The organism is Streptomyces sp. WAC04114 (assembly GCF_019733245.1).
Lineage (GTDB): Bacteria > Actinomycetota > Actinomycetes > Streptomycetales > Streptomycetaceae > Streptomyces > Streptomyces massasporeus_A.
Genome location: NZ_JAIGQA010000035.1, coordinates 20519 through 37112 on the forward strand (window position 1 = coordinate 20519; position 16594 = coordinate 37112).

At 69.6% G+C, this 16594-nt stretch carries 22 protein-coding genes and 1 tRNA gene; 15 read left to right on the forward strand and 8 right to left on the reverse strand.

The window, feature by feature from the left end:
* Positions 1–6: 6 nt before the first annotated feature.
* The gene (locus K4G64_RS12570; RefSeq protein WP_189588638.1) at positions 7–351 is read left to right on the forward strand and encodes a hypothetical protein; all 345 of its coding nucleotides are present in this window, start codon (positions 7–9) and stop codon (positions 349–351) included.
* 28 nt (positions 352–379) lie between these two features.
* Here the strand turns inward: K4G64_RS12570 and K4G64_RS12575 are convergent, their stop codons facing one another.
* Both K4G64_RS12575 and K4G64_RS12580 read right to left on the reverse strand, forming a co-directional pair.
* Positions 380–970 carry a nicotinamidase gene (locus K4G64_RS12575; protein ID WP_221756110.1) on the reverse strand — a complete coding sequence of 197 codons (591 nt, stop codon included), beginning with the start codon at positions 968–970 and terminating at the stop codon, positions 380–382.
* A gap of 113 nt (positions 971–1083) precedes the next feature.
* Entirely contained in the window at positions 1084–2430 is a 1347-nt protein-coding gene (locus tag K4G64_RS12580) for a nicotinate phosphoribosyltransferase (RefSeq protein ID WP_221756111.1), read from the reverse strand.
* A 107-nt stretch (positions 2431–2537) separates the two neighbouring features.
* Between K4G64_RS12580 and clpS the strand changes: the two genes are divergently transcribed.
* The 7 genes from clpS (at position 2538) to K4G64_RS12610 (ending at position 7524) form a co-directional block, all read left to right on the forward strand.
* Entirely contained in the window at positions 2538–2855 is a 318-nt protein-coding gene (gene clpS, locus K4G64_RS12585; RefSeq protein ID WP_031102986.1) for an ATP-dependent Clp protease adapter ClpS, read from the forward strand.
* A 32-nt stretch (positions 2856–2887) separates the two neighbouring features.
* A complete protein-coding gene (locus K4G64_RS12590; RefSeq protein WP_221756112.1) occupies positions 2888–3496 on the forward strand; it encodes a DUF2017 domain-containing protein in 609 nt (202 codons plus the stop codon).
* A 364-nt stretch (positions 3497–3860) separates the two neighbouring features.
* Positions 3861–5288, forward strand: a complete 1428-nt coding sequence (locus tag K4G64_RS12595) for an amino acid permease (protein WP_221756113.1) — start codon at positions 3861–3863, stop codon at positions 5286–5288.
* Between the two features lie 269 nt (positions 5289–5557).
* Positions 5558–5980, forward strand: coding sequence for a Mov34/MPN/PAD-1 family protein (locus K4G64_RS12600; protein ID WP_221756114.1), 423 nt, complete (start codon positions 5558–5560; stop codon positions 5978–5980).
* 98 nt (positions 5981–6078) lie between these two features.
* Complete coding sequence (locus K4G64_RS41385) at positions 6079–6174, forward strand: putative leader peptide (protein WP_311688247.1); 96 nt, start codon at positions 6079–6081, stop codon at positions 6172–6174.
* 114 nt (positions 6175–6288) lie between these two features.
* The gene (locus K4G64_RS12605) at positions 6289–6567 is read left to right on the forward strand and encodes a MoaD/ThiS family protein (protein WP_185014371.1); all 279 of its coding nucleotides are present in this window, start codon (positions 6289–6291) and stop codon (positions 6565–6567) included.
* Between the two features lie 6 nt (positions 6568–6573).
* Positions 6574–7524 carry a PLP-dependent cysteine synthase family protein gene (locus tag K4G64_RS12610; RefSeq protein WP_221756115.1) on the forward strand — a complete coding sequence of 317 codons (951 nt, stop codon included), beginning with the start codon at positions 6574–6576 and terminating at the stop codon, positions 7522–7524.
* Between the two features lie 89 nt (positions 7525–7613).
* Here the strand turns inward: K4G64_RS12610 and K4G64_RS12615 are convergent, their stop codons facing one another.
* Positions 7614–8063: a type II toxin-antitoxin system PemK/MazF family toxin gene (locus K4G64_RS12615; RefSeq protein ID WP_221756116.1), complete on the reverse strand. Its 450-nt coding sequence runs from the start codon at positions 8061–8063 to the stop codon at positions 7614–7616.
* 212 nt (positions 8064–8275) lie between these two features.
* On the opposite strand from K4G64_RS12615, the gene K4G64_RS12620 reads away from it, so the two are divergent.
* Positions 8276–9028, forward strand: a complete 753-nt coding sequence (locus K4G64_RS12620; RefSeq protein WP_221756117.1) for an MBL fold metallo-hydrolase — start codon at positions 8276–8278, stop codon at positions 9026–9028.
* Positions 9029–9099: 71 nt separating this feature from the next.
* On the opposite strand, the gene K4G64_RS12625 is transcribed toward K4G64_RS12620, so the two are convergent.
* Both K4G64_RS12625 and K4G64_RS12630 read right to left on the reverse strand, forming a co-directional pair.
* Positions 9100–10362, reverse strand: coding sequence for a PTS transporter subunit EIIC (locus K4G64_RS12625; RefSeq protein WP_221756118.1), 1263 nt, complete (start codon positions 10360–10362; stop codon positions 9100–9102).
* A 177-nt stretch (positions 10363–10539) separates the two neighbouring features.
* Positions 10540–11853, reverse strand: a complete 1314-nt coding sequence (locus K4G64_RS12630; protein ID WP_221756119.1) for a PTS transporter subunit EIIC — start codon at positions 11851–11853, stop codon at positions 10540–10542.
* Positions 11854–12026: 173 nt separating this feature from the next.
* On the opposite strand from K4G64_RS12630, the gene K4G64_RS12635 reads away from it, so the two are divergent.
* The 4 genes from K4G64_RS12635 to rdgB all read left to right on the forward strand — a co-directional run bounded on the left by K4G64_RS12635 (position 12027) and on the right by rdgB (position 14393).
* Positions 12027–12260, forward strand: coding sequence for a glucose PTS transporter subunit EIIB (locus tag K4G64_RS12635; protein WP_221756120.1), 234 nt, complete (start codon positions 12027–12029; stop codon positions 12258–12260).
* A gap of 114 nt (positions 12261–12374) precedes the next feature.
* On the forward strand, positions 12375–13112 hold the full coding sequence (gene rph, locus K4G64_RS12640; RefSeq protein WP_221756121.1) for a ribonuclease PH: 738 nt from the start codon (positions 12375–12377) through the stop codon (positions 13110–13112).
* A gap of 144 nt (positions 13113–13256) precedes the next feature.
* Entirely contained in the window at positions 13257–13655 is a 399-nt protein-coding gene (locus K4G64_RS12645; RefSeq protein WP_221756122.1) for a hypothetical protein, read from the forward strand.
* Between the two features lie 135 nt (positions 13656–13790).
* On the forward strand, positions 13791–14393 hold the full coding sequence (rdgB, locus tag K4G64_RS12650; RefSeq protein WP_221756123.1) for an RdgB/HAM1 family non-canonical purine NTP pyrophosphatase: 603 nt from the start codon (positions 13791–13793) through the stop codon (positions 14391–14393).
* 62 nt (positions 14394–14455) lie between these two features.
* On the opposite strand, the gene K4G64_RS12655 is transcribed toward rdgB, so the two are convergent.
* Positions 14456–14530, reverse strand: a tRNA-Leu gene (locus tag K4G64_RS12655).
* A gap of 135 nt (positions 14531–14665) precedes the next feature.
* Entirely contained in the window at positions 14666–15037 is a 372-nt protein-coding gene (locus tag K4G64_RS12660; RefSeq protein WP_221756124.1) for a helix-turn-helix domain-containing protein, read from the reverse strand.
* 80 nt (positions 15038–15117) lie between these two features.
* On the opposite strand from K4G64_RS12660, the gene K4G64_RS12665 reads away from it, so the two are divergent.
* Positions 15118–15528, forward strand: a complete 411-nt coding sequence (locus K4G64_RS12665) for a RidA family protein (protein ID WP_221756125.1) — start codon at positions 15118–15120, stop codon at positions 15526–15528.
* Positions 15529–15685: 157 nt separating this feature from the next.
* Here the strand turns inward: K4G64_RS12665 and bcp are convergent, their stop codons facing one another.
* Positions 15686–16153, reverse strand: coding sequence for a thioredoxin-dependent thiol peroxidase (gene bcp, locus K4G64_RS12670; RefSeq protein ID WP_221756126.1), 468 nt, complete (start codon positions 16151–16153; stop codon positions 15686–15688).
* Between the two features lie 96 nt (positions 16154–16249).
* Between bcp and K4G64_RS12675 the strand changes: the two genes are divergently transcribed.
* Complete coding sequence (locus K4G64_RS12675; protein ID WP_221756127.1) at positions 16250–16579, forward strand: DUF3618 domain-containing protein; 330 nt, start codon at positions 16250–16252, stop codon at positions 16577–16579.
* Positions 16580–16594: the final 15 nt, after the last annotated feature.

The window sequence follows — 16594 nt, forward strand, 5'->3', positions numbered from 1 at the left end:
GAGCGCATGGCCGCAGGAGGCTTCTGCAAGCTGCCGAACGGCACGGTGGTGGTGGCACTGAACCTGCCCAGCCCCGCCGTCGACGGCCCCGGCGCCGTCCGCGTCCTCGTCCACTCCGTGAACCGCGCCCGGGCCCTGACCAGGCTCCGCAACCTCGGTCTGCGGTCGGTCTACCTGCGCGGCAACGCGGCCCCGCCGACCCCGGACGAGATCACCGCGGTCCTGCACCACCCCGACGGCCTGATATGGCGCACCGCCCCTGACAACGGTGTCGCGTCCAGCCCGGAGCTGGTCCAGGAGCTGTGGCGCCCGATCCGGGCCCTCCTCAGGCGCCCGACGGCCCAGACCTGACGCGCGATGCGCGCCGGGAGCCGCTCGGCTACTGCACGACCGGCTTGCCCGACAGCTCCACGCCCGCCTCGCGCAGCTCCTCCAGGGCCCGCTCGGTGCTCTCCTGGGCCACCCCGGCCGTCAGGTCCAGCAGGACCTGCGTACGGAAACCCTCCCGGGCGGCGTCCAGCGCCGTGGCGCGTACGCAGTGGTCCGTGGCGATGCCCACCACGTCGACCTCGGTGACGTCGCGGGAGCGCAGCCAGTCGGCCAGCGGCGTGCCGTTCTCGTCCGCACCCTCGAATCCGCTGTACGCCGCCGAGTACGCCCCCTTGTCGAAGACGGCGTCGACCGAGCCGGAGGCGACGGCCGGGGCGAAGTTCGGGTGGAAGCCGACGCCCTCGGTGCCGGCCACGCAGTGCGCGGGCCAGGAGCGGGCGTAGTCCGGGTTCGTGGAGAAGTGGCCGCCGGGGGCGATGTGGTGGTCGCGGGTGGCCACGACGTGCTGGTAGCCGGACCCGGCCGCCTGTCCGATCAGCTCGGTGACGGCGGCGGCCACATCGGCACCGCCGGACACCGCGAGGCTGCCCCCCTCGCAGAAGTCGTTCTGCACATCGACGACGATCAAGGCGCGGCGCATGGTCGGTGTCCTTCGGCTAAGAGGTCGGCAAGCCCGGCCGGTGAACCACCGAGCCTATTGACAAGGGGGAGCGGACGGGAGGGGGATCGGGTCGGCGCATCACGGCACACCCCCTAGCTACCCGAGCTCTCGTGCAGGTACTCCGTGGGAAGGACGGGCTCCCCGCGTGAGAGCTGCGTGGCCGACATCGGGAGACCCGCGCGCGCCTTCGTGTGCCGCTCGCGCGCCGCGTCCAGGGGCTCACGTGCCACCACCTCGCCTCCCTTGACCAGCTCCACCAGCAGCTGCCGGTCCGCGAGCGCGGCCGGCACCGGCCCGGTGCCGAGCACCTCGGCCTCGGCGACCCCGTAGGAGTCCAGCCGCCGCGCGGCCCACTTGCGTCCCCCCACCGACGTCTTGCCGCCGGTGGACTTCTTCGCCACCGGCACCAGCGGTGCCTTCGGGTCGGTGGACTCGGCCCGCGCGACCAGCTTGTAGACCATGGAGGAGGTCGGGTGGCCGGAGCCGGTCACCAGCTGCGTACCCACGCCGTACGCGTCCACCGGTGCCGCCGCCAGCGAGGCGATCGCGTACTCGTCCAGGTCCGAGGTCACGACGATCTTCGTGTCTCTCGCGCCCAGCTCGTCGAGCTGCTGGCGTACCCGGTGCGCCACCAGCAGCAGGTCGCCGGAGTCGATCCGCACCGCGCCCAGCTCGGTCCCCGCGACCTCGACGGCCGTGCGGACCGCCTCGGCGACGTCGTAGGTGTCCACCAGCAGGGTGGTGCCCCGGCCCAGCGTGTTCACCTGGGCCTGGAAGGCGTCCCGCTCGCTGTCGTGCAGCAGGGTGAAGGCGTGCGCGGAGGTGCCGACGGTCGGGATGCCGTAGCGGAAGCCCGCCGCCAGGTCGGAGGTGGTGGCGAACCCGCCGACGTACGCGGCCCGGGAAGCCGCCACCGCCGCCAGCTCGTGGGTGCGCCGGGCGCCCATCTCGATCAGCGGCCGGTCACCGGCGGCCGCCGACATGCGCGAGGCGGCCGCGGCGATCGCGGAGTCGTGGTTGAGGATCGACAGGATCACGGTCTCCAGCAGCACGCACTCGGCGAAGGTGCCCTCCACCCGCATGATCGGCGAGCCCGGGAAGTACACCTCGCCCTCGGGGTAGCCCCAGATGTCGCCGCGGAACCGGTAGCCGGCCAGCCACTCCAGGGTCTCCTCGTCGACGATCTCCCGCTCGCGCAGGAAGCTCAGCACCGCCGGGTCGAAGCGGAAGTTCTCCACCGCGTCCAGCACCCGTCCGGTGCCGCCCACGACGCCGTAGCGGCGCCCGTTCGGCAGCCGCCGGGTGAAGACCTCGAACACGCTCCGCCGCTCGGCCGTGCCCGCCTCCAGAGCGGCCCGCAGCATCGTCAGCTCGTACTGGTCCGTGAAGAGCGCGGTCGACGGAACATCCACCGGCAGCCCAAGGTCCGCTGTGTTCATGGTGAGGAGCGTACCCCCATTTCGTCAATCTGACGATTGCGGTCCCGCGTGACGCGATCGCCTTGCGGCCAGGCCCGTTTGTGCGACCACCCCCCTCGGGTGGCAGCATGGGCAGTGTGACGTCACCCGCGCCCCTGGAGATCGAACGCACCGAGTCGGCGGAGGAGGTCTTCGCCGTACCCGAGCCGGATGTCCCGTGGGTCACCATCGTCCACAACGACCCGGTCAACCTCATGAGCTATGTGACGTACGTCTTCCAGTCGTACTTCGGCTACTCCAAGGACAAGGCCACCAAGCTCATGCTCGACGTCCACCACAAGGGCCGGGCGGTCGTCTCCAGCGGCAGCCGCGAGGAGATGGAACGCGACGTGCAGGCCATGCACGGCTACGGCCTGTGGGCCACCCTCCAGCAGGACCGCAAGTAGCCAGCTCCCCGCCCAGCAGTGAAAAGGCGTTCATGCCCGGAACCTTCGAACCGCTCCCCGGCGGCGGCGCGGCCGTCGCCCTCGACGACGTCGAGATCTCCATCATCCGGTCGCTGGCCGTCCAGCTCCTGGAGCTCATCGGCCCCGGCCCCGCCGAGGACACCCCCGACGACCCGCTCGCCGAGCTGTTCGCGGAGGGCCCGAGCGAGCCGCCCACCGACCCGGTGCTGCGGCGGCTCTTCCCGGACGCCTACAGCGACCCCGAGCAGCCCGCCTCGCCCCGGGACGCCGAGGAGCAGCGGGCGCACTCCGCGGAGTTCCGGCGGTACACGGAGAACGACCTGCGGGCCGGCAAGCGGGACAGCGCCCTCGCGGTGATCCGCTCCCTCGACGCGCTCTCCTCGTCCGCTGCCGGCGAGGGCGGCGCGGTGCTGAAGCTGTCGCCCGCGGAGTCGCAGCAGTGGCTGGGCGCGCTGAACGACCTGCGGCTCGCGATCGGCTCGCGGCTGGAGATCACCGAGGACGAGGACACCGACCTCCTCTACCGGCTCCCGGACGACGACCCCCGCAAGCCGATGGTGATGGCCTACCTCTGGCTGGGTGGACTCCAGGAGACGCTGGTCGGAACCCTTATGGCCTGATCAGTGCAGGTTTTGTGACCGGTGGGTGACCGATCGGTGTTCGCTCAGAGGACACTCAAATCCGGATAACGATCACGTCACCGCACCCGTCTTCTATGGCCCCCTCGAAAGCGTTTTGTCCGCTTCTTCCTGTGCGGTGTGCCACATCCTCCCCCCGTGATCAGTGTTGCGGCCGTGATAAATCTTCACGACCGCCCGGCAGAACACCACCCGAATGTTCCGCCGGGTGCGCCACCGAGCCGGCAACCGCCGGCCAGGCACGAGCGGGCTTGCGGGCCCGCTCAGCTCCATCATTCCGGGGGGATCGAGACCCGATCCGAGGCCGACGAAGGCCCGGGTCGGCATGGAGAAAGGCGCACCACACATGACCTCTGCGCAGGTCGAATCGGAAAACGTGTCCGAAGAGGGGTACGAGCGCGGACTCGGCAGCCGCCAGGTCCAGATGATCGCGATCGGCGGCGCCATCGGCGTCGGCCTGTTCATGGGCGCCGGTGCGAACATCGCCAAGGCCGGCCCCAGCATCATCCTCATGTACGCCCTCGCGGGCGTCGTGATCTTCTTCATCATGCGGGCGCTGGGCGAGCTGCTCCTCTACCGGCCCGTCTCCGGCTCCTTCGCCGAGTACGCCCGCGAGTTCCTCGGCCCGTTCTTCGGGTTCGTCACGGGCTGGACGTACTGGCTCATGTGGGTGGTGACCGGCATGGCCGAGCTCACCGCCGCCGCGATCTACATCCATTTCTGGTTCCCCGAGATCCCGCAGTGGGTCAGCGCCCTGGTCTTCCTGGTGGTGCTCTTCGGTGTGAACCTGATCTCCGTCAAGATCTTCGGCGAGGTCGAGTTCTGGTTCTCGATGATCAAGGTCACGGCCATCATCGGCATGATCGTCATCGGTCTCGGCGTGCTCACCCTCGGCTTCTCCGACGCCGGTGACACCGCCGCCGTCTCCAACCTCTGGGCGCACGACGGCTTCTTCCCGAACGGCATCGGCTCCAGCCTGATGACGCTCCAGGGCGTCATGTTCGCCTACCTCGCCGTCGAGCTCGTCGGCGTCACCGCGGGCGAGTCCGAGAACCCCGAGAAGACCCTGCCCAAGGCCATCAACACCCTGCCCTGGCGCATCATCGTCTTCTACGTCGGCGCCCTGCTGGTCATCCTGTCCGTCGTGAAGTGGACCGAGTTCTCCGCGGGCGAGAGCCCCTTCGTCCACGCCTTCGGCAAGATCGGCATCCCGCTCGCCGCGGGCATCGTCAACTTCGTGGTGCTCACCGCGGCCCTGTCGTCCTGCAACTCGGGCATGTACTCCACCGGCCGCATGCTGCGCGACCTGGCCGCCAACAGCGAGGCCCCGCAGGCGTTCGGCAAGCTGAATTCCCGCAAGACGCCCGCCGTCGGCATCACGGTCTCCGTCGCGCTCATGGGCATCGGCGTCGTCCTGAACTACGTCGTCCCGGAGAAGGCGTTCCTCTACGTCACCTCCGTCGCCACCGCGGCCGGCATCTGGACCTGGATGATGATCCTCGTCAGCCACATCCGCTACCGCGCCGCGGTCGACGCGGGCCGGCTGCGCGCGTCGTCCTTCCCTGCTCCGGGCGGTGCGCTCTTCAGCTGGGTTGCGCTCCTCTTCCTCATCGGCGTGACCTGCATGATCGCGTACGACAAGGACGCGCGGGTCTGCCTGTACGTCGCGGCCGGCTGGGCTGTCGCCCTCGGCGTCGGCTGGAGGGTCCTCAAGAGCCGCAACCCGCAGATCACCGAGCGCCGCGGCGACGCGGAGTTCGAGAAGGTCGGCTAGACGCTTCGCTGGAAGGACCTGTGAGGCGGGTGCCGGGGAAGGCCGGCGGCTGACCGCGGCATCGTCGTGGCTGGTCGCGCCCCGCGGCTGAGCCGCAGATCGACACCGCCCCGCGCCCCTGGCGGCACTGCCGACAGCCTCTCCCAGGACGCCCAGCGGCGGGGAGTACTCGTGGCACTCCCCGCCGCTGCCGCTCAGGGCGTCCGGCATCTGGGCCGTTCCGTACCATTCCTCGGTACGGAACGGCCCTTCTGCTTATCCTTGCCGGCATGCTGACCATCACCCAGGCCCTCGTCGACCAGATCGTCGCCCACGCGCGCAAGGACCACCCCGACGAGGCGTGCGGCGTCGTCGCCGGACCGGCGGGCTCGGACCGTCCCGAGCGCTTCATCCCGATGCTCAACGCGGCCATGTCGCCCACGTTCTACGAGTTCGACTCCGGCGACCTGCTCAAGCTCTACCGCGAGATGGACGACCGCGACGAGGAGCCGGTGGTCATCTACCACTCCCACACCGCGACCGAGGCCTACCCCTCGCGCACCGACATCTCCTACGCCAATGAACCCGGCGCGCACTACGTCCTCGTCTCCACCGCCGACACCGACGGAGCCGGCGAGTTCCAGTTCCGCTCCTTCCGGATCGTCGAGGGTGAGGTCACGGAGGAGGAGGTCCGGGTCGTCGAGGCCCACTGAGGACGTCTGAGCAGGGAGGTCTCACTCTCCGGCCCGAAAGCGTCCGCAATGTGGGATCACATTCCAGGACCCGGACCGGGAATCGATACGATGAGCCCATGGTTTTCCATGACGTGAGCGAAAAGACGCCGGGCGATCTGCTCGTGGCGCGGCTGCACGTCGACCTGTGCAGGCTCGCCAGCGCCATCTGTTGACGCCGTCCCTGCCGCCGAACGGCCGTGAGCCGCGGCGCTGCACACACGCACCACCCGCTGTTCCTGCGCTGCCGCGCGCCCCGACCGACTACTCCCGACAGGAGCCCTGAAGCCATGGCCATCGAGGTCCGCATCCCGACCATCCTCCGCACCTACACCGACGGTCAGAAGGCAGTGGAGGGCAAGGGAGACACCCTCGCCGAGCTCTTCACCGACCTCGAGACCCGGCACCCCGGCATCCAGGCCCGCATCGTGGACGGCGACAGCCTGCGCCGCTTCGTCAACGTCTACCTGAACGACGAGGACGTCCGCTTCCTCGACGGCATCAACACCAAGCTGTCGGACGGCGACAACGTCACGATCCTGCCGGCCGTGGCCGGCGGCATGGTCTGATCAACCATGCGCTACGACTCCCCCCTGGCCGCGGTCGGCAACACCCCCCTGGTGCGCCTGCCGCGGCTGTCGCCGTCCGCCGACGTCCGCATCTGGGCGAAGCTGGAGGACCGCAACCCGACGGGATCGGTCAAGGACCGTCCGGCCCTGCACATGATCGAGCAGGCGGAGAAGGACGGCCGGCTGACCCCGGGCTGCACCATCCTCGAGCCGACGTCGGGCAACACCGGCATCTCCCTGGCGATGGCGGCGAAGCTCAAGGGCTACCGCATCGTCTGCGTGATGCCCGAGAACACCTCGCAGGAACGCCGGGACCTGCTGGGCATGTGGGGTGCGGAGATCATCTCCTCCCCGGCGGCGGGCGGCTCCAACACGGCCGTGCGCGTCGCCAAGGAGCTCTCGGCCGAGCACCCCGACTGGGTGATGCTCTACCAGTACGGCAACCCGGACAACGCGGGCGCCCACTACGCGACGACAGGCCCCGAGATCCTCGCCGACCTGCCCTCCGTCACCCACTTCGTGGCGGGCCTCGGCACCACCGGCACCCTCATGGGCGTCGGCCGCTTCCTGCGCGAGCACAAGCCGGACGTCCAGATCGTCGCCGCCGAGCCGCGCTACGACGACCTGGTCTACGGCCTGCGCAACCTGGACGAGGGCTTCGTCCCCGAGCTGTACGACGCGTCCGTCCTCACCACCCGCTTCTCGGTCGGCTCGGCGGACGCGGTCACCCGCACCCGCGAGCTGCTCCAGCAGGAGGGCATCTTCGCCGGCGTCTCCACGGGCGCCGCGCTGCACGCCGCGATCGGCGTCGGCAAGAAGGCCGTCAAGGCCGGGGAGCCCGCCGACATCGTCTTCGTCGTCGCCGACGGCGGCTGGAAGTACCTCTCGACGGGCGTCTACACGGCGGCCACCACGGAGGAGGCCATCGACACGCTCCAGGGCCAGCTCTGGGCGTAGCCGACGCGGACCAGCGACACGCCGAAGGGCCGGAGTCACCACGACTCCGGCCCTTTGTGCGCAGTCACGACCTCGATCCTTCGGCCCGCTCAGCCCGCCAGGTACCGCACCCGGTTCCACAGTGCCGGGTCCACCACGCCCACCCGTCGCCGGAAGCCCCACACCGGGACCTCTCGCAGTTCGTCCGTCTCCAGGAAGCTCGCGCGGCCCTGGGCGTCGCCGACCGAGCCCGGGGGCAGCGGGATCACCCCGGACCGCTCGTCGCGGAACCGGGTGGTGATCTTCGCGACCGTCGCCCGCTCGCCGCGTACCGCCAGCACCAGGCAGGGGCGGTCCTTCGTACGGGCCTCGTCCTCGTAGGGCACGTCGGCCCACCAGATCTCCGCCGGCTGCGGCCGGCTCTCCAGGGTCGCGGCCGGTGCCGCGGTCCGCAGCCGCCGGGCCGACGGCCGACGCCCCCGGCCCCAGCCGTCGACGAGCGTGGCGATGAGCGCGAGCAGTACCACCGCGGCGAGCGCCAGCCACCAGGACGTGTCCATACTGAGACGTTACCGGCGCGGCCCTCGCCACGCGCCCCCCTCACGAGGATCACCACCCGGCTCTGCCAGCCGAACCGGTGACACCACAGGTGAGTTCGCCCACAACAGGCCTTGGCGGAGGAGCTACCGGGGGTTTTGCGCCTTACGCTCGACGGACCGCACGACCCCCGACGCCCCTCTCAGACATTCCCGCCAGCGGAGGTTTCTGCTTCATGAAGCTCACCGTCGTCGGCTGCTCGGGGTCGTTCCCTTCCGCGGAATCGGCCTGCTCGAGCTACCTCGTCGAGGCCGACGGCTTCCGGCTGCTTCTCGACATGGGCAACGGTGCCCTCGGCGAGCTGCAGCGCCACTGCGGTCTCTACGACCTCGACGCGATCTTCCTCAGCCATCTGCACGCCGACCACTGCATCGACATGTGCGCGTACTTCGTCGCGCGCTACTACCGCCACGACGGCGGCCGCTGCGATCCACTCCCCGTCTTCGGCCCCGAAGGCACGGAACACCGGCTGACCACCGCCTACGCGGACACCCCCTCCGCCTCCTCCATGAGCGAGGTCTTCGACTTCCACACGGTCAAGCCGTCCACGTTCGAGATCGGCCCGTTCACGGTGCACACCGAGCGGGTGGCCCACCCTGTGGAGGCCTACGGCATCCGCATCGAGCACGGCGGCAAGGTCCTGACGTACTCCGGCGACACCGGAGTGAGCCCCGCACTGGACGAACTCGCCCGGGACAGCGACCTGTTCCTGTGCGAGGCCGCGTTCACGCACGGCAAGGAGAACATCCCCGACCTGCACCTCAACGGCCGCGAGGCGGGTGAGACGGCGGCCCGGGCCGGTGCCCGCCGCCTGGTCCTCACCCACGTCCCGCCGTGGACGGACCCCCAGGTCAACCTCGCCGACGCCCGCGAGGTGTACGACGGTCCGGTGGACCTCGCCGCCCCCCGGCAGACGTACGAGATCTGAGCGCCCGGCACACGCGAAGGCCCCGGAACCCAGCGGTTCCGGGGCCTTCGGCGTCAGCGGACGCCGGCGGACTACTTCGCCTCCGCCTTCTGCAGCTCGGCGAGTTCCTCGTCGGACTCCCGGCCCGGCGTCGGCAGGTTGAACTTGGTGATCGCGAAGCGGAACACCGCGTAGTAGACCGCCGCGAAGCACAGACCGACCAGGGCCAGACCCCACGGGTTGGTCGCGATGCCCAGGTTCAGGAAGAAGTCCACCGCGCCGGCCGAGAAGCCGAAGCCGTCCTTCATCCCCAGCGCCCAGGTCAGCGCCATCGAGACACCGGTCAGCACCGCGTGGATCGCGTACAGCACCGGGGCGATGAACATGAAGGTGAACTCGATCGGCTCGGTGACACCGGTGACGAACGAGGTCAGCGCGAGGGAGAACATCATGCCGCCGACGACCTTGCGGCGCTCGGGCCGGGCGCAGTGCACGATCGCGAGGCAGGCGGCCGGCAGGGCGAACATCATGATCGGGAAGAAGCCGGTCATGAACTGCCCGGCGCTCGGGTCACCGGCCAGGAACCGGGCGATGTCACCGCTCTTGCCCTCGTAGGTGCCGGCCTGGAACCAGGGGAAGGAGTTCAGCAGGTGGTGCATGCCGATCGGGATCAGCGCACGGTTGGCGACACCGAAGATGCCCGCGCCGACCGCCCCGGAGCCGACCAGCCACTCGCCGAAGTTGTGCAGCGCCGTGCCGAGGACCGGCCAGATGTAACCGAAGACGATGCCGATGACCAGACCGGCGAAGGCCGACAGGATCGGAACCAGGCGGCGGCCGCCGAAGAAGCCCGCCCAGTCCGGCAGCTTGGTCCGGTAGAACTTCTGGTAGAGCAGCGCCACGACTATGCCCATGACCACGCCGCCGAGGACCTTGGCGTCCACGGGAGCGTCCACCATGACGACCTTGCCGTCGACGGCCGTGGCGACCTTCGGCAGGTTCTTGTCGGTGAACGTGGCCAGCACGTTCTTGAAGACCAGGTAACCGACCACGGCCGCAAGCGCCGTTGAGCCGTCCGACTTCTTGGCGAAGCCGATCGCGATGCCCACCGCGAACAGCAGCGCCATGTTGTCGAGGATCGCGTTGCCGCCGGCCGCCATGAAGCCCGCGATCTTGGTGATGAACGCGGGGAACGACTCGCGACCGAGCATGTCGGTGTTGCCGAGGCGGACCAGCAGGGCGGCGGCGGGCAGCACGGCGACGGGCAGCATCAGGCTGCGGCCGATGCGCTGCATGACGGCCATCACGGCCGACCCCTTCTTCGGGCTCGCGGGCGCGGCTGTGGCTGTGGACATGAGCTTCCTCCAGGGGGCACGGCGCCGCCCAGGGAGAATTCAGCGGGGGACGGCGGCGTCTCAAAGAAAGGGGAACGCGGACGTCACCGCGCGACCTCCACCAGTGAGTGGTGTAGACCAGTTGTAGCACGGTAGGCCGAACGAGTGGAACCCGCCAATTCCGCCCCACCGAGACGATCACGCCTTCGCGCTGTCCTCGACCTCCTCGGCCGGCTCCCGCCCCGGAGTCCCCAGATCGAACTTCGTGATCGCGAACCGGAAGATCACGTAGTAGACGAGCGCGAACCCCAGACCGATCGGGATCATCAGCCACGGCTTCGTCGCCAGATTCCAGTTGATGACGTAGTCGATCAGCCCCGCCGAGAAGCTGAACCCGTCATGCACCCCCAGCCCCCACGTCACCGCCATCGACACCCCCGTCAGCACCGCGTGCACCCCGTACAGCACCGGCGCGACGAACAGGAACGAGTACTCGATCGGCTCGGTGATGCCGGTGACGAACGACGTCAGCGCCACCGACAGCATCAGGCCACCGACCTCCTTGCGCCGCTCCGGCCGCGCACAGTGCGTGATCGCCAGCGCCGCCGCCGGCAGCGCGAACATCATGATCGGGAAGAACCCCGAGGTGAACTGACCGGCATCCGGATCCCCCGCCAGGAACATGTTGATGTCACCGTGCACCACCGTCCCGTCCGGCTTCGTGTACGAGCCGAACTGGAACCAGATGGGCACGTTCAGGAACTGGTGCAGCCCCACCACCAGCAACGCCCGGTTCGCCACCCCGAACACACCCGCGCCCCACGCGTCCAGACCGTCCATCCAGTCGCTGAAGCTCTCCAGCGCGCCACCCACCGGCGGCCACACCCACAGACACAGCGCGGCGAACAGGATCGCCACGAAGGCCATGATGATCGGCACCAGCCGCCGCCCGTTGAAGAACCCCAACCAGTCCACCAGCCGCGTGCGATGGAACCGCGCCCAGAAGAACGCCGTCAGCAGCCCCATCACGATCCCCCCGAACACCCCCGGGTTCTGGTACGTGAACGACGTCACCGCCCGCTCCCCGTCGGTCACCTGGCACCCCACGTTCGGCACCGCCACCGACCCCTCCGGGCAGCCCTCCGGAAACTGCCGCAACACCGTGAAGTAGACGAGGAACCCGGTCACCGCCGCCAGCGCCGTCGACCCGTCCGCCTTCTTCGCCAGCCCGATCGCAACGCCCACGCAGAACAGCAGCGGCAGCCCCAGCGAACCGTCCAGCAGCGCACCGCCCGCCCCCACCATCACCTTCGAGACGTTCGTCCAGCCCAGCCCCTCGTCCCCGAACACGTCCGGCTGCCCCAGCCGGTTGAGGATCCCCGCCGCCGGCAGCACCGCGATCGGCAGCTGCAGACTCCGGCCCATCTTCTGCAGCCCCTGGAACAGCCGGTGCAGGCGAGCCCGCCCGGGGCTCACGGCCGGCGCGGCGCCGGCGGGACTGTCGGCACTCATCCCGGCCCCTTTCGCCAGAGACTTTGTCGAGAGGCAGGCTTGTGGTGTAGACCAGTCGTTCGACGGTCGCACGAACGTGTCGCCATCCTTCGGCACACACAACAGGGCCGCTCGCGAAGATGGGCCAACTGTGGGTTACTGCGACAAAGCGGTTCGGATCAGGGAGAACGAACATGGCCACCAAGGCTGAGAAGATCGTTGCCGGGCTCGGCGGCATCGACAACATCGAAGAGGTCGAAGGCTGCATCACCCGCCTGCGCACCGAGGTCGTGGACCCCGCCAAGGTCGACGAAGCCGCCCTGAAGGCCGCCGGAGCCCACGGCGTCGTCAAGATGGGCACCGCCATCCAGGTCGTCATCGGCACCGACGCCGACCCCATCGCGGCGGACATCGAAGACATGATGTGAAGGTCCGGGATCGTCCCGGGCTTCACCCCCTGACACACCCCTGAGATCACCTGCGCGCACGGCCCCTCCCCACCGGGAGGGGCCGCTTCCGCACGTACGGATAGGCTCAGCCGCATGTCTCGAATCGACGGCCGCACCCCCCAGCAGCTCCGCCCCATCACCATCGAGCGCGGCTGGAGCAAGCACGCCGAGGGCTCCGTCCTCGTCTCCTTCGGCGACACCAAGGTCTTCTGCACCGCCTCCGTCACCGAAGGCGTCCCGCGCTGGCGCAAGGGCAGCGGCGAAGGCTGGGTCACCGCCGAATACTCCATGCTGCCCCGCTCCACCAACACCCGCGGCGACCGCGAGTCCGTCAGGGGCCGCATCGGCGGCCGCACCCACGAGATCAGCCGCCTCATCGGCCGCTCCCTGCGCGCCGTCATCGACTACAAGGCCCTCGGCGAGAACACCATCGTCCTCGACTGCGACGTCCTCCAGGCCGACGGCGGCACCCGCACCGCGGCCATCACCGGCGCCTACGTCGCACTCGCCGACGCCATCGCCTGGGCCCAGGGCAGGAAGCTCATCAAGGCCGGCCGCAAGCCCCTCACCGGCACCGTCTCCGCCGTCTCCGTCGGCATCGTCGACGGCGTCCCCCTCCTCGACCTCTGCTACGAGGAGGACGTCAAGGCCGACACCGACATGAACGTCGTCTGCACCGGCGACGGCCGCTTCGTCGAGGTCCAGGGCACCGCCGAAGCCGAGCCCTTCGCCCGCGACGAACTCAACGCCCTGCTCGACCTCGCCGTCGCCGGCTGCGACGAACTCGCCGCCCACCAGCGCGCCGCGCTCGACGCGGTCCTCGAAAGGTAAAAGGCACACCAAGACAGGTGCACGGCGCGGGCAACCGAGCCGAGCACACTCGCGTCTGAAGGAGTACGGGCGCACGGCTCATCCCTGTGCGCCCGGCCAGCCGCGCGGGCCCGACCGGCCCCGCCGAACGAGAGGGACCGCTCCATGGCCGCGAGCCGCCGACGCCGCACCGCAGCCGTCGCCGCCACCCTGGCGGCCGTCGCGCTGACCGCCGGACTCACCACCGGCTGCGCCGCCGTCGACAAGGCGCTGGACTGCGTCCAGACCGCCGACGCCATCGCCGACAGCGTCACGGAACTCCAGCAGGCGGTCGACAGCGCGGCCAATGACCCGACGCAGCTCGACAAGTCCCTCGACTCCATCGACCAGAACCTCGGCGAGATCGGCGACAAGACCGACAACGCGGACGTCAGCAAGGCCGTCGACGACCTGAACAAGGCCGTCGACAACGTCCGCACCTCGATCAAGAACGGCGACGAGACGCCCGACATCCGCCCGGTGACGGACGCGGCCGGCGAACTGACGAAGGTGTGCACGCCGTAGCGCTGCCGCTGGCCGGGCCGGGCTTCTCGTGTGCCGGGCTCTTGGCGGTGGGCGTTTCGGGTCCGTGGAGGGCTGATCGCGCAGTTCCCCGCGCCCGTGACGGGCGCGAACCGGGCCCCCGTAATACTTGGGGCCATGAGTCGCCTGATCCTCGCCACCCGTAACGCCGGGAAAATCACCGAACTTCGCGCGATCCTCGCCGAAGCCGGGCTGCCCCACGAACTCGTCGGCGCCGACGCCTACCCGGACATCCCCGATGTCAAGGAAACGGGCGTCACCTTCGCCGAGAACGCGCTCCTCAAGGCCCATGCCCTGGCCCGGGCGACGGGCCTCCCGGCCGTCGCCGACGACTCCGGCCTCTGTGTCGACGTCCTGGGCGGCGCGCCCGGCATCTTCTCCGCCCGCTGGTCCGGCCACCACGGCGACGACAAGGCCAACCTGGACCTCCTCCTCGCCCAGCTCTCCGACATCGCCGACGAACACCGGGGCGCCCACTTCGCCTGCGCGGCGGCACTCGCCCTGCCCGACGGCACGGAGCGGGTGGTGGAGGGACAGTTGCGAGGAGTGCTGCGCCACGAGCCGTCCGGCACGGGCGGCTTCGGCTACGACCCGATCCTCCAGCCGGAGGGGAAGTCGCGGACCTGCGCGGAGTTGACCCCCCAGGAGAAGAACGCGATCAGCCACCGGGGGAAGGCGTTCCGGGCACTGGTGCCCGTCGTGCGCGAGCTGCTCGGCTGAGGGACTGTCAGCCGCGTACGTCGAGGGGCGCGGCACCGTGAAGGTGCTGCGCCCCTGTGTTGTGGGCCCGGTGGGACTCGAACCCACGACACACCGGACCTAAACCGGCGCCCTCTTGCCAGCTGGGGTACGGACCCATCGCGGTTACTGTACTGGGCCGAGAGCGGTGACGGAGCGGCGAGGCCATGAGTGGGTCTTCGTCTGACTGTGACAAGACGGGCAGAGGTATCGCAGGATCTCGTAGGGGTGCTGCCCCGGCCGCGCAGGCAGGTTCATGCGAGGTCGAAGGCGCGGCGGGCGCGTTCCACCTCGGGCATGTGTGTCGCGGCCCACTCCAGGAGCACCTCGACCGGCTGGCGCATGGTCTTGCCCAGGGGGGTGATCCGGTACTCGACGGCGACGGGGCGGGAGCTGAGGAGCACGCGCTCCACGATGCCGTTGCGTTCGAGCCGGCGCAGCGTGGCGGTGAGGGGCTTCTGGGTCACGGCGGGGATCGCGCGGCGCAGGTCGTTGAAGCGACAGGGGCGTTCGCAGAGTTCGTTGAGGACGCTCAGCGACCACTTGTCGAGCACTTGGTCGAGGAACTCCCGGTGGGGGTGCTCGATCCTGAGCTCGCCGTCGTGGCTGTGCGTAGTAGCCGGCACGATACCTGGTCTCCTTGAAGTGTCCTTCGTCTACCAGGTAGCAAAGGTATACCGAGTTTGGTTGATGTGAGGAGACCTCTATGTCAGTCCGTCGTTTCACGCCCGAAGGCATGATGCAGCCCACCCCGTACGAGCATGTGGCCGTGGGCACCGGAAGGCGCCACGTGCATGTCAGCGGCCAGGTCGCCCGGTCGGCGGACGGGTCTCCCCTCGCCCCGGGAGACCTCGCCGGACAGGTCGCCCACGCGCTGCGGAACACCGGGAAGGGCCTCGCGGGGGCGGGTGCGTCGTTCGACGACGTCCTGAGGCTCACGTTCTACGTCACGGACTGGGCGCCCGAGAAGATCGACGCCTTCATGGAAGGGGTCGGGCAGGTGGCGGAGGAGATCGGGTTGACGGTGCCGCTTCCGCCCTCCTCGCTGATCGGGGTCGACTACCTGTTCGAGCCCGACGTCCTGGTCGAGGTGGAGGCGACCGCGATCCTCGATTGAGTCGGCCGGGTCAGGAGGGATGGATGATCAACGAGGCCCCCGAGCAGCATGGTTGAGACGTCGGACGTCTCGATCAACTGCGCGGGGGCCTCGCTCGTTGCCCTTGGCGGGCCTCCTCACCTGATCGAGGCCCGGCTCGAGGAAGCTCAGCGGGGGCTCAGACCCCCAGATCCTTGATGATCTTGGCCACGTGGCCCGTCGCCTTGACGTTGTACAGGGCGCGTTCGACCTTGCCCTCCTCGTCCACGACGACCGTGGAGCGGATGACGCCGACCACCGTCTTGCCGTAGAGCTTCTTCTCGCCGAAGGCGCCGTAGGACTCCAGGACCTGCTTGTCCGGGTCGGCGAGCAGGGTGACCTTCAGGGACTCCTTCTCGCGGAACTTGGCCAGCTTCTCCGGCTTGTCGGGGGAGATGCCGATGACGTCGTAGCCCGCGCCCGCGAGCAGCTCCAGGTTGTCCGTGAAGTCGCAGGCCTGCTTGGTGCAGCCGGGCGTGAGGGCGGCCGGGTAGAAGTACACGATGACCTTGCGGCCCTTGTGGTCCGACAGGGACACCTCGGTGCCGTCGGCGTCGGTCAGGGTGAAGGCGGGGGCCACGTCCCCCGGCTGGAGTCGCTCGCTCATCTGGCCAGGGTAACCGGGGGTGGGGGCAGTGCGATGAGCCGTGGAGCTGACAGACTGTCCGGCACAGGCTTCACACCGACTTCGAAAGGCGACACGGTGGCGGACACGGCGGACACCAGGACCCCGGCGCAGATCGAGGCGGACATCAGGCGCCGCCGCGCGACCCTGGCCGAGACCCTCGACGAGATCGGGGTGCGGGTGCACCCGAAGACGATCGTCGGGGATGCCAAGGCCAGGGTCGCTTCCAACATCGACCACACCCTCGGGCGGGCCTACGTGGAGGTCAACCGGGCCGTCACCGATGTGCGCGCCCGTTTCGTGGACGAGGACGGCGCGCCCCGGCTGGAGCGGGTCGTGCCCGTCGCGCTCGTCGTCGTGGGCATGGTCGGGCTGCTCGCGTTCGGCACGCGGCGCCGCAAGGGCTGACCCGACTGCGTGCGT

Excerpts from the sequence above, each read along its gene's own strand:
- K4G64_RS12570 (WP_189588638.1), top strand. The coding sequence starts at position 7 with ATGGCCGCAGGAGGCTTCTGCAAGCTGCCGAACGGCACGGTGGTGGTG.
- K4G64_RS12575 (WP_221756110.1), bottom strand. The coding sequence starts at position 970 with ATGCGCCGCGCCTTGATCGTCGTCGATGTGCAGAACGACTTCTGCGAG.
- K4G64_RS12580 (WP_221756111.1), bottom strand. The coding sequence starts at position 2,430 with ATGAACACAGCGGACCTTGGGCTGCCGGTGGATGTTCCGTCGACCGCG.
- clpS (WP_031102986.1), top strand. The coding sequence starts at position 2,538 with ATGGGCAGTGTGACGTCACCCGCGCCCCTGGAGATCGAACGCACCGAG.
- K4G64_RS12590 (WP_221756112.1), top strand. The coding sequence starts at position 2,888 with ATGCCCGGAACCTTCGAACCGCTCCCCGGCGGCGGCGCGGCCGTCGCC.
- K4G64_RS12595 (WP_221756113.1), top strand. The coding sequence starts at position 3,861 with ATGACCTCTGCGCAGGTCGAATCGGAAAACGTGTCCGAAGAGGGGTAC.
- K4G64_RS12600 (WP_221756114.1), top strand. The coding sequence starts at position 5,558 with ATGCTGACCATCACCCAGGCCCTCGTCGACCAGATCGTCGCCCACGCG.
- K4G64_RS41385 (WP_311688247.1), top strand. The coding sequence starts at position 6,079 with ATGGTTTTCCATGACGTGAGCGAAAAGACGCCGGGCGATCTGCTCGTG.
- K4G64_RS12605 (WP_185014371.1), top strand. The coding sequence starts at position 6,289 with ATGGCCATCGAGGTCCGCATCCCGACCATCCTCCGCACCTACACCGAC.
- K4G64_RS12610 (WP_221756115.1), top strand. The coding sequence starts at position 6,574 with ATGCGCTACGACTCCCCCCTGGCCGCGGTCGGCAACACCCCCCTGGTG.
- K4G64_RS12615 (WP_221756116.1), bottom strand. The coding sequence starts at position 8,063 with ATGGACACGTCCTGGTGGCTGGCGCTCGCCGCGGTGGTACTGCTCGCG.
- K4G64_RS12620 (WP_221756117.1), top strand. The coding sequence starts at position 8,276 with ATGAAGCTCACCGTCGTCGGCTGCTCGGGGTCGTTCCCTTCCGCGGAA.
- K4G64_RS12625 (WP_221756118.1), bottom strand. The coding sequence starts at position 10,362 with ATGTCCACAGCCACAGCCGCGCCCGCGAGCCCGAAGAAGGGGTCGGCC.
- K4G64_RS12630 (WP_221756119.1), bottom strand. The coding sequence starts at position 11,853 with ATGAGTGCCGACAGTCCCGCCGGCGCCGCGCCGGCCGTGAGCCCCGGG.
- K4G64_RS12635 (WP_221756120.1), top strand. The coding sequence starts at position 12,027 with ATGGCCACCAAGGCTGAGAAGATCGTTGCCGGGCTCGGCGGCATCGAC.
- rph (WP_221756121.1), top strand. The coding sequence starts at position 12,375 with ATGTCTCGAATCGACGGCCGCACCCCCCAGCAGCTCCGCCCCATCACC.
- K4G64_RS12645 (WP_221756122.1), top strand. The coding sequence starts at position 13,257 with ATGGCCGCGAGCCGCCGACGCCGCACCGCAGCCGTCGCCGCCACCCTG.
- rdgB (WP_221756123.1), top strand. The coding sequence starts at position 13,791 with ATGAGTCGCCTGATCCTCGCCACCCGTAACGCCGGGAAAATCACCGAA.
- K4G64_RS12665 (WP_221756125.1), top strand. The coding sequence starts at position 15,118 with ATGTCAGTCCGTCGTTTCACGCCCGAAGGCATGATGCAGCCCACCCCG.
- bcp (WP_221756126.1), bottom strand. The coding sequence starts at position 16,153 with ATGAGCGAGCGACTCCAGCCGGGGGACGTGGCCCCCGCCTTCACCCTG.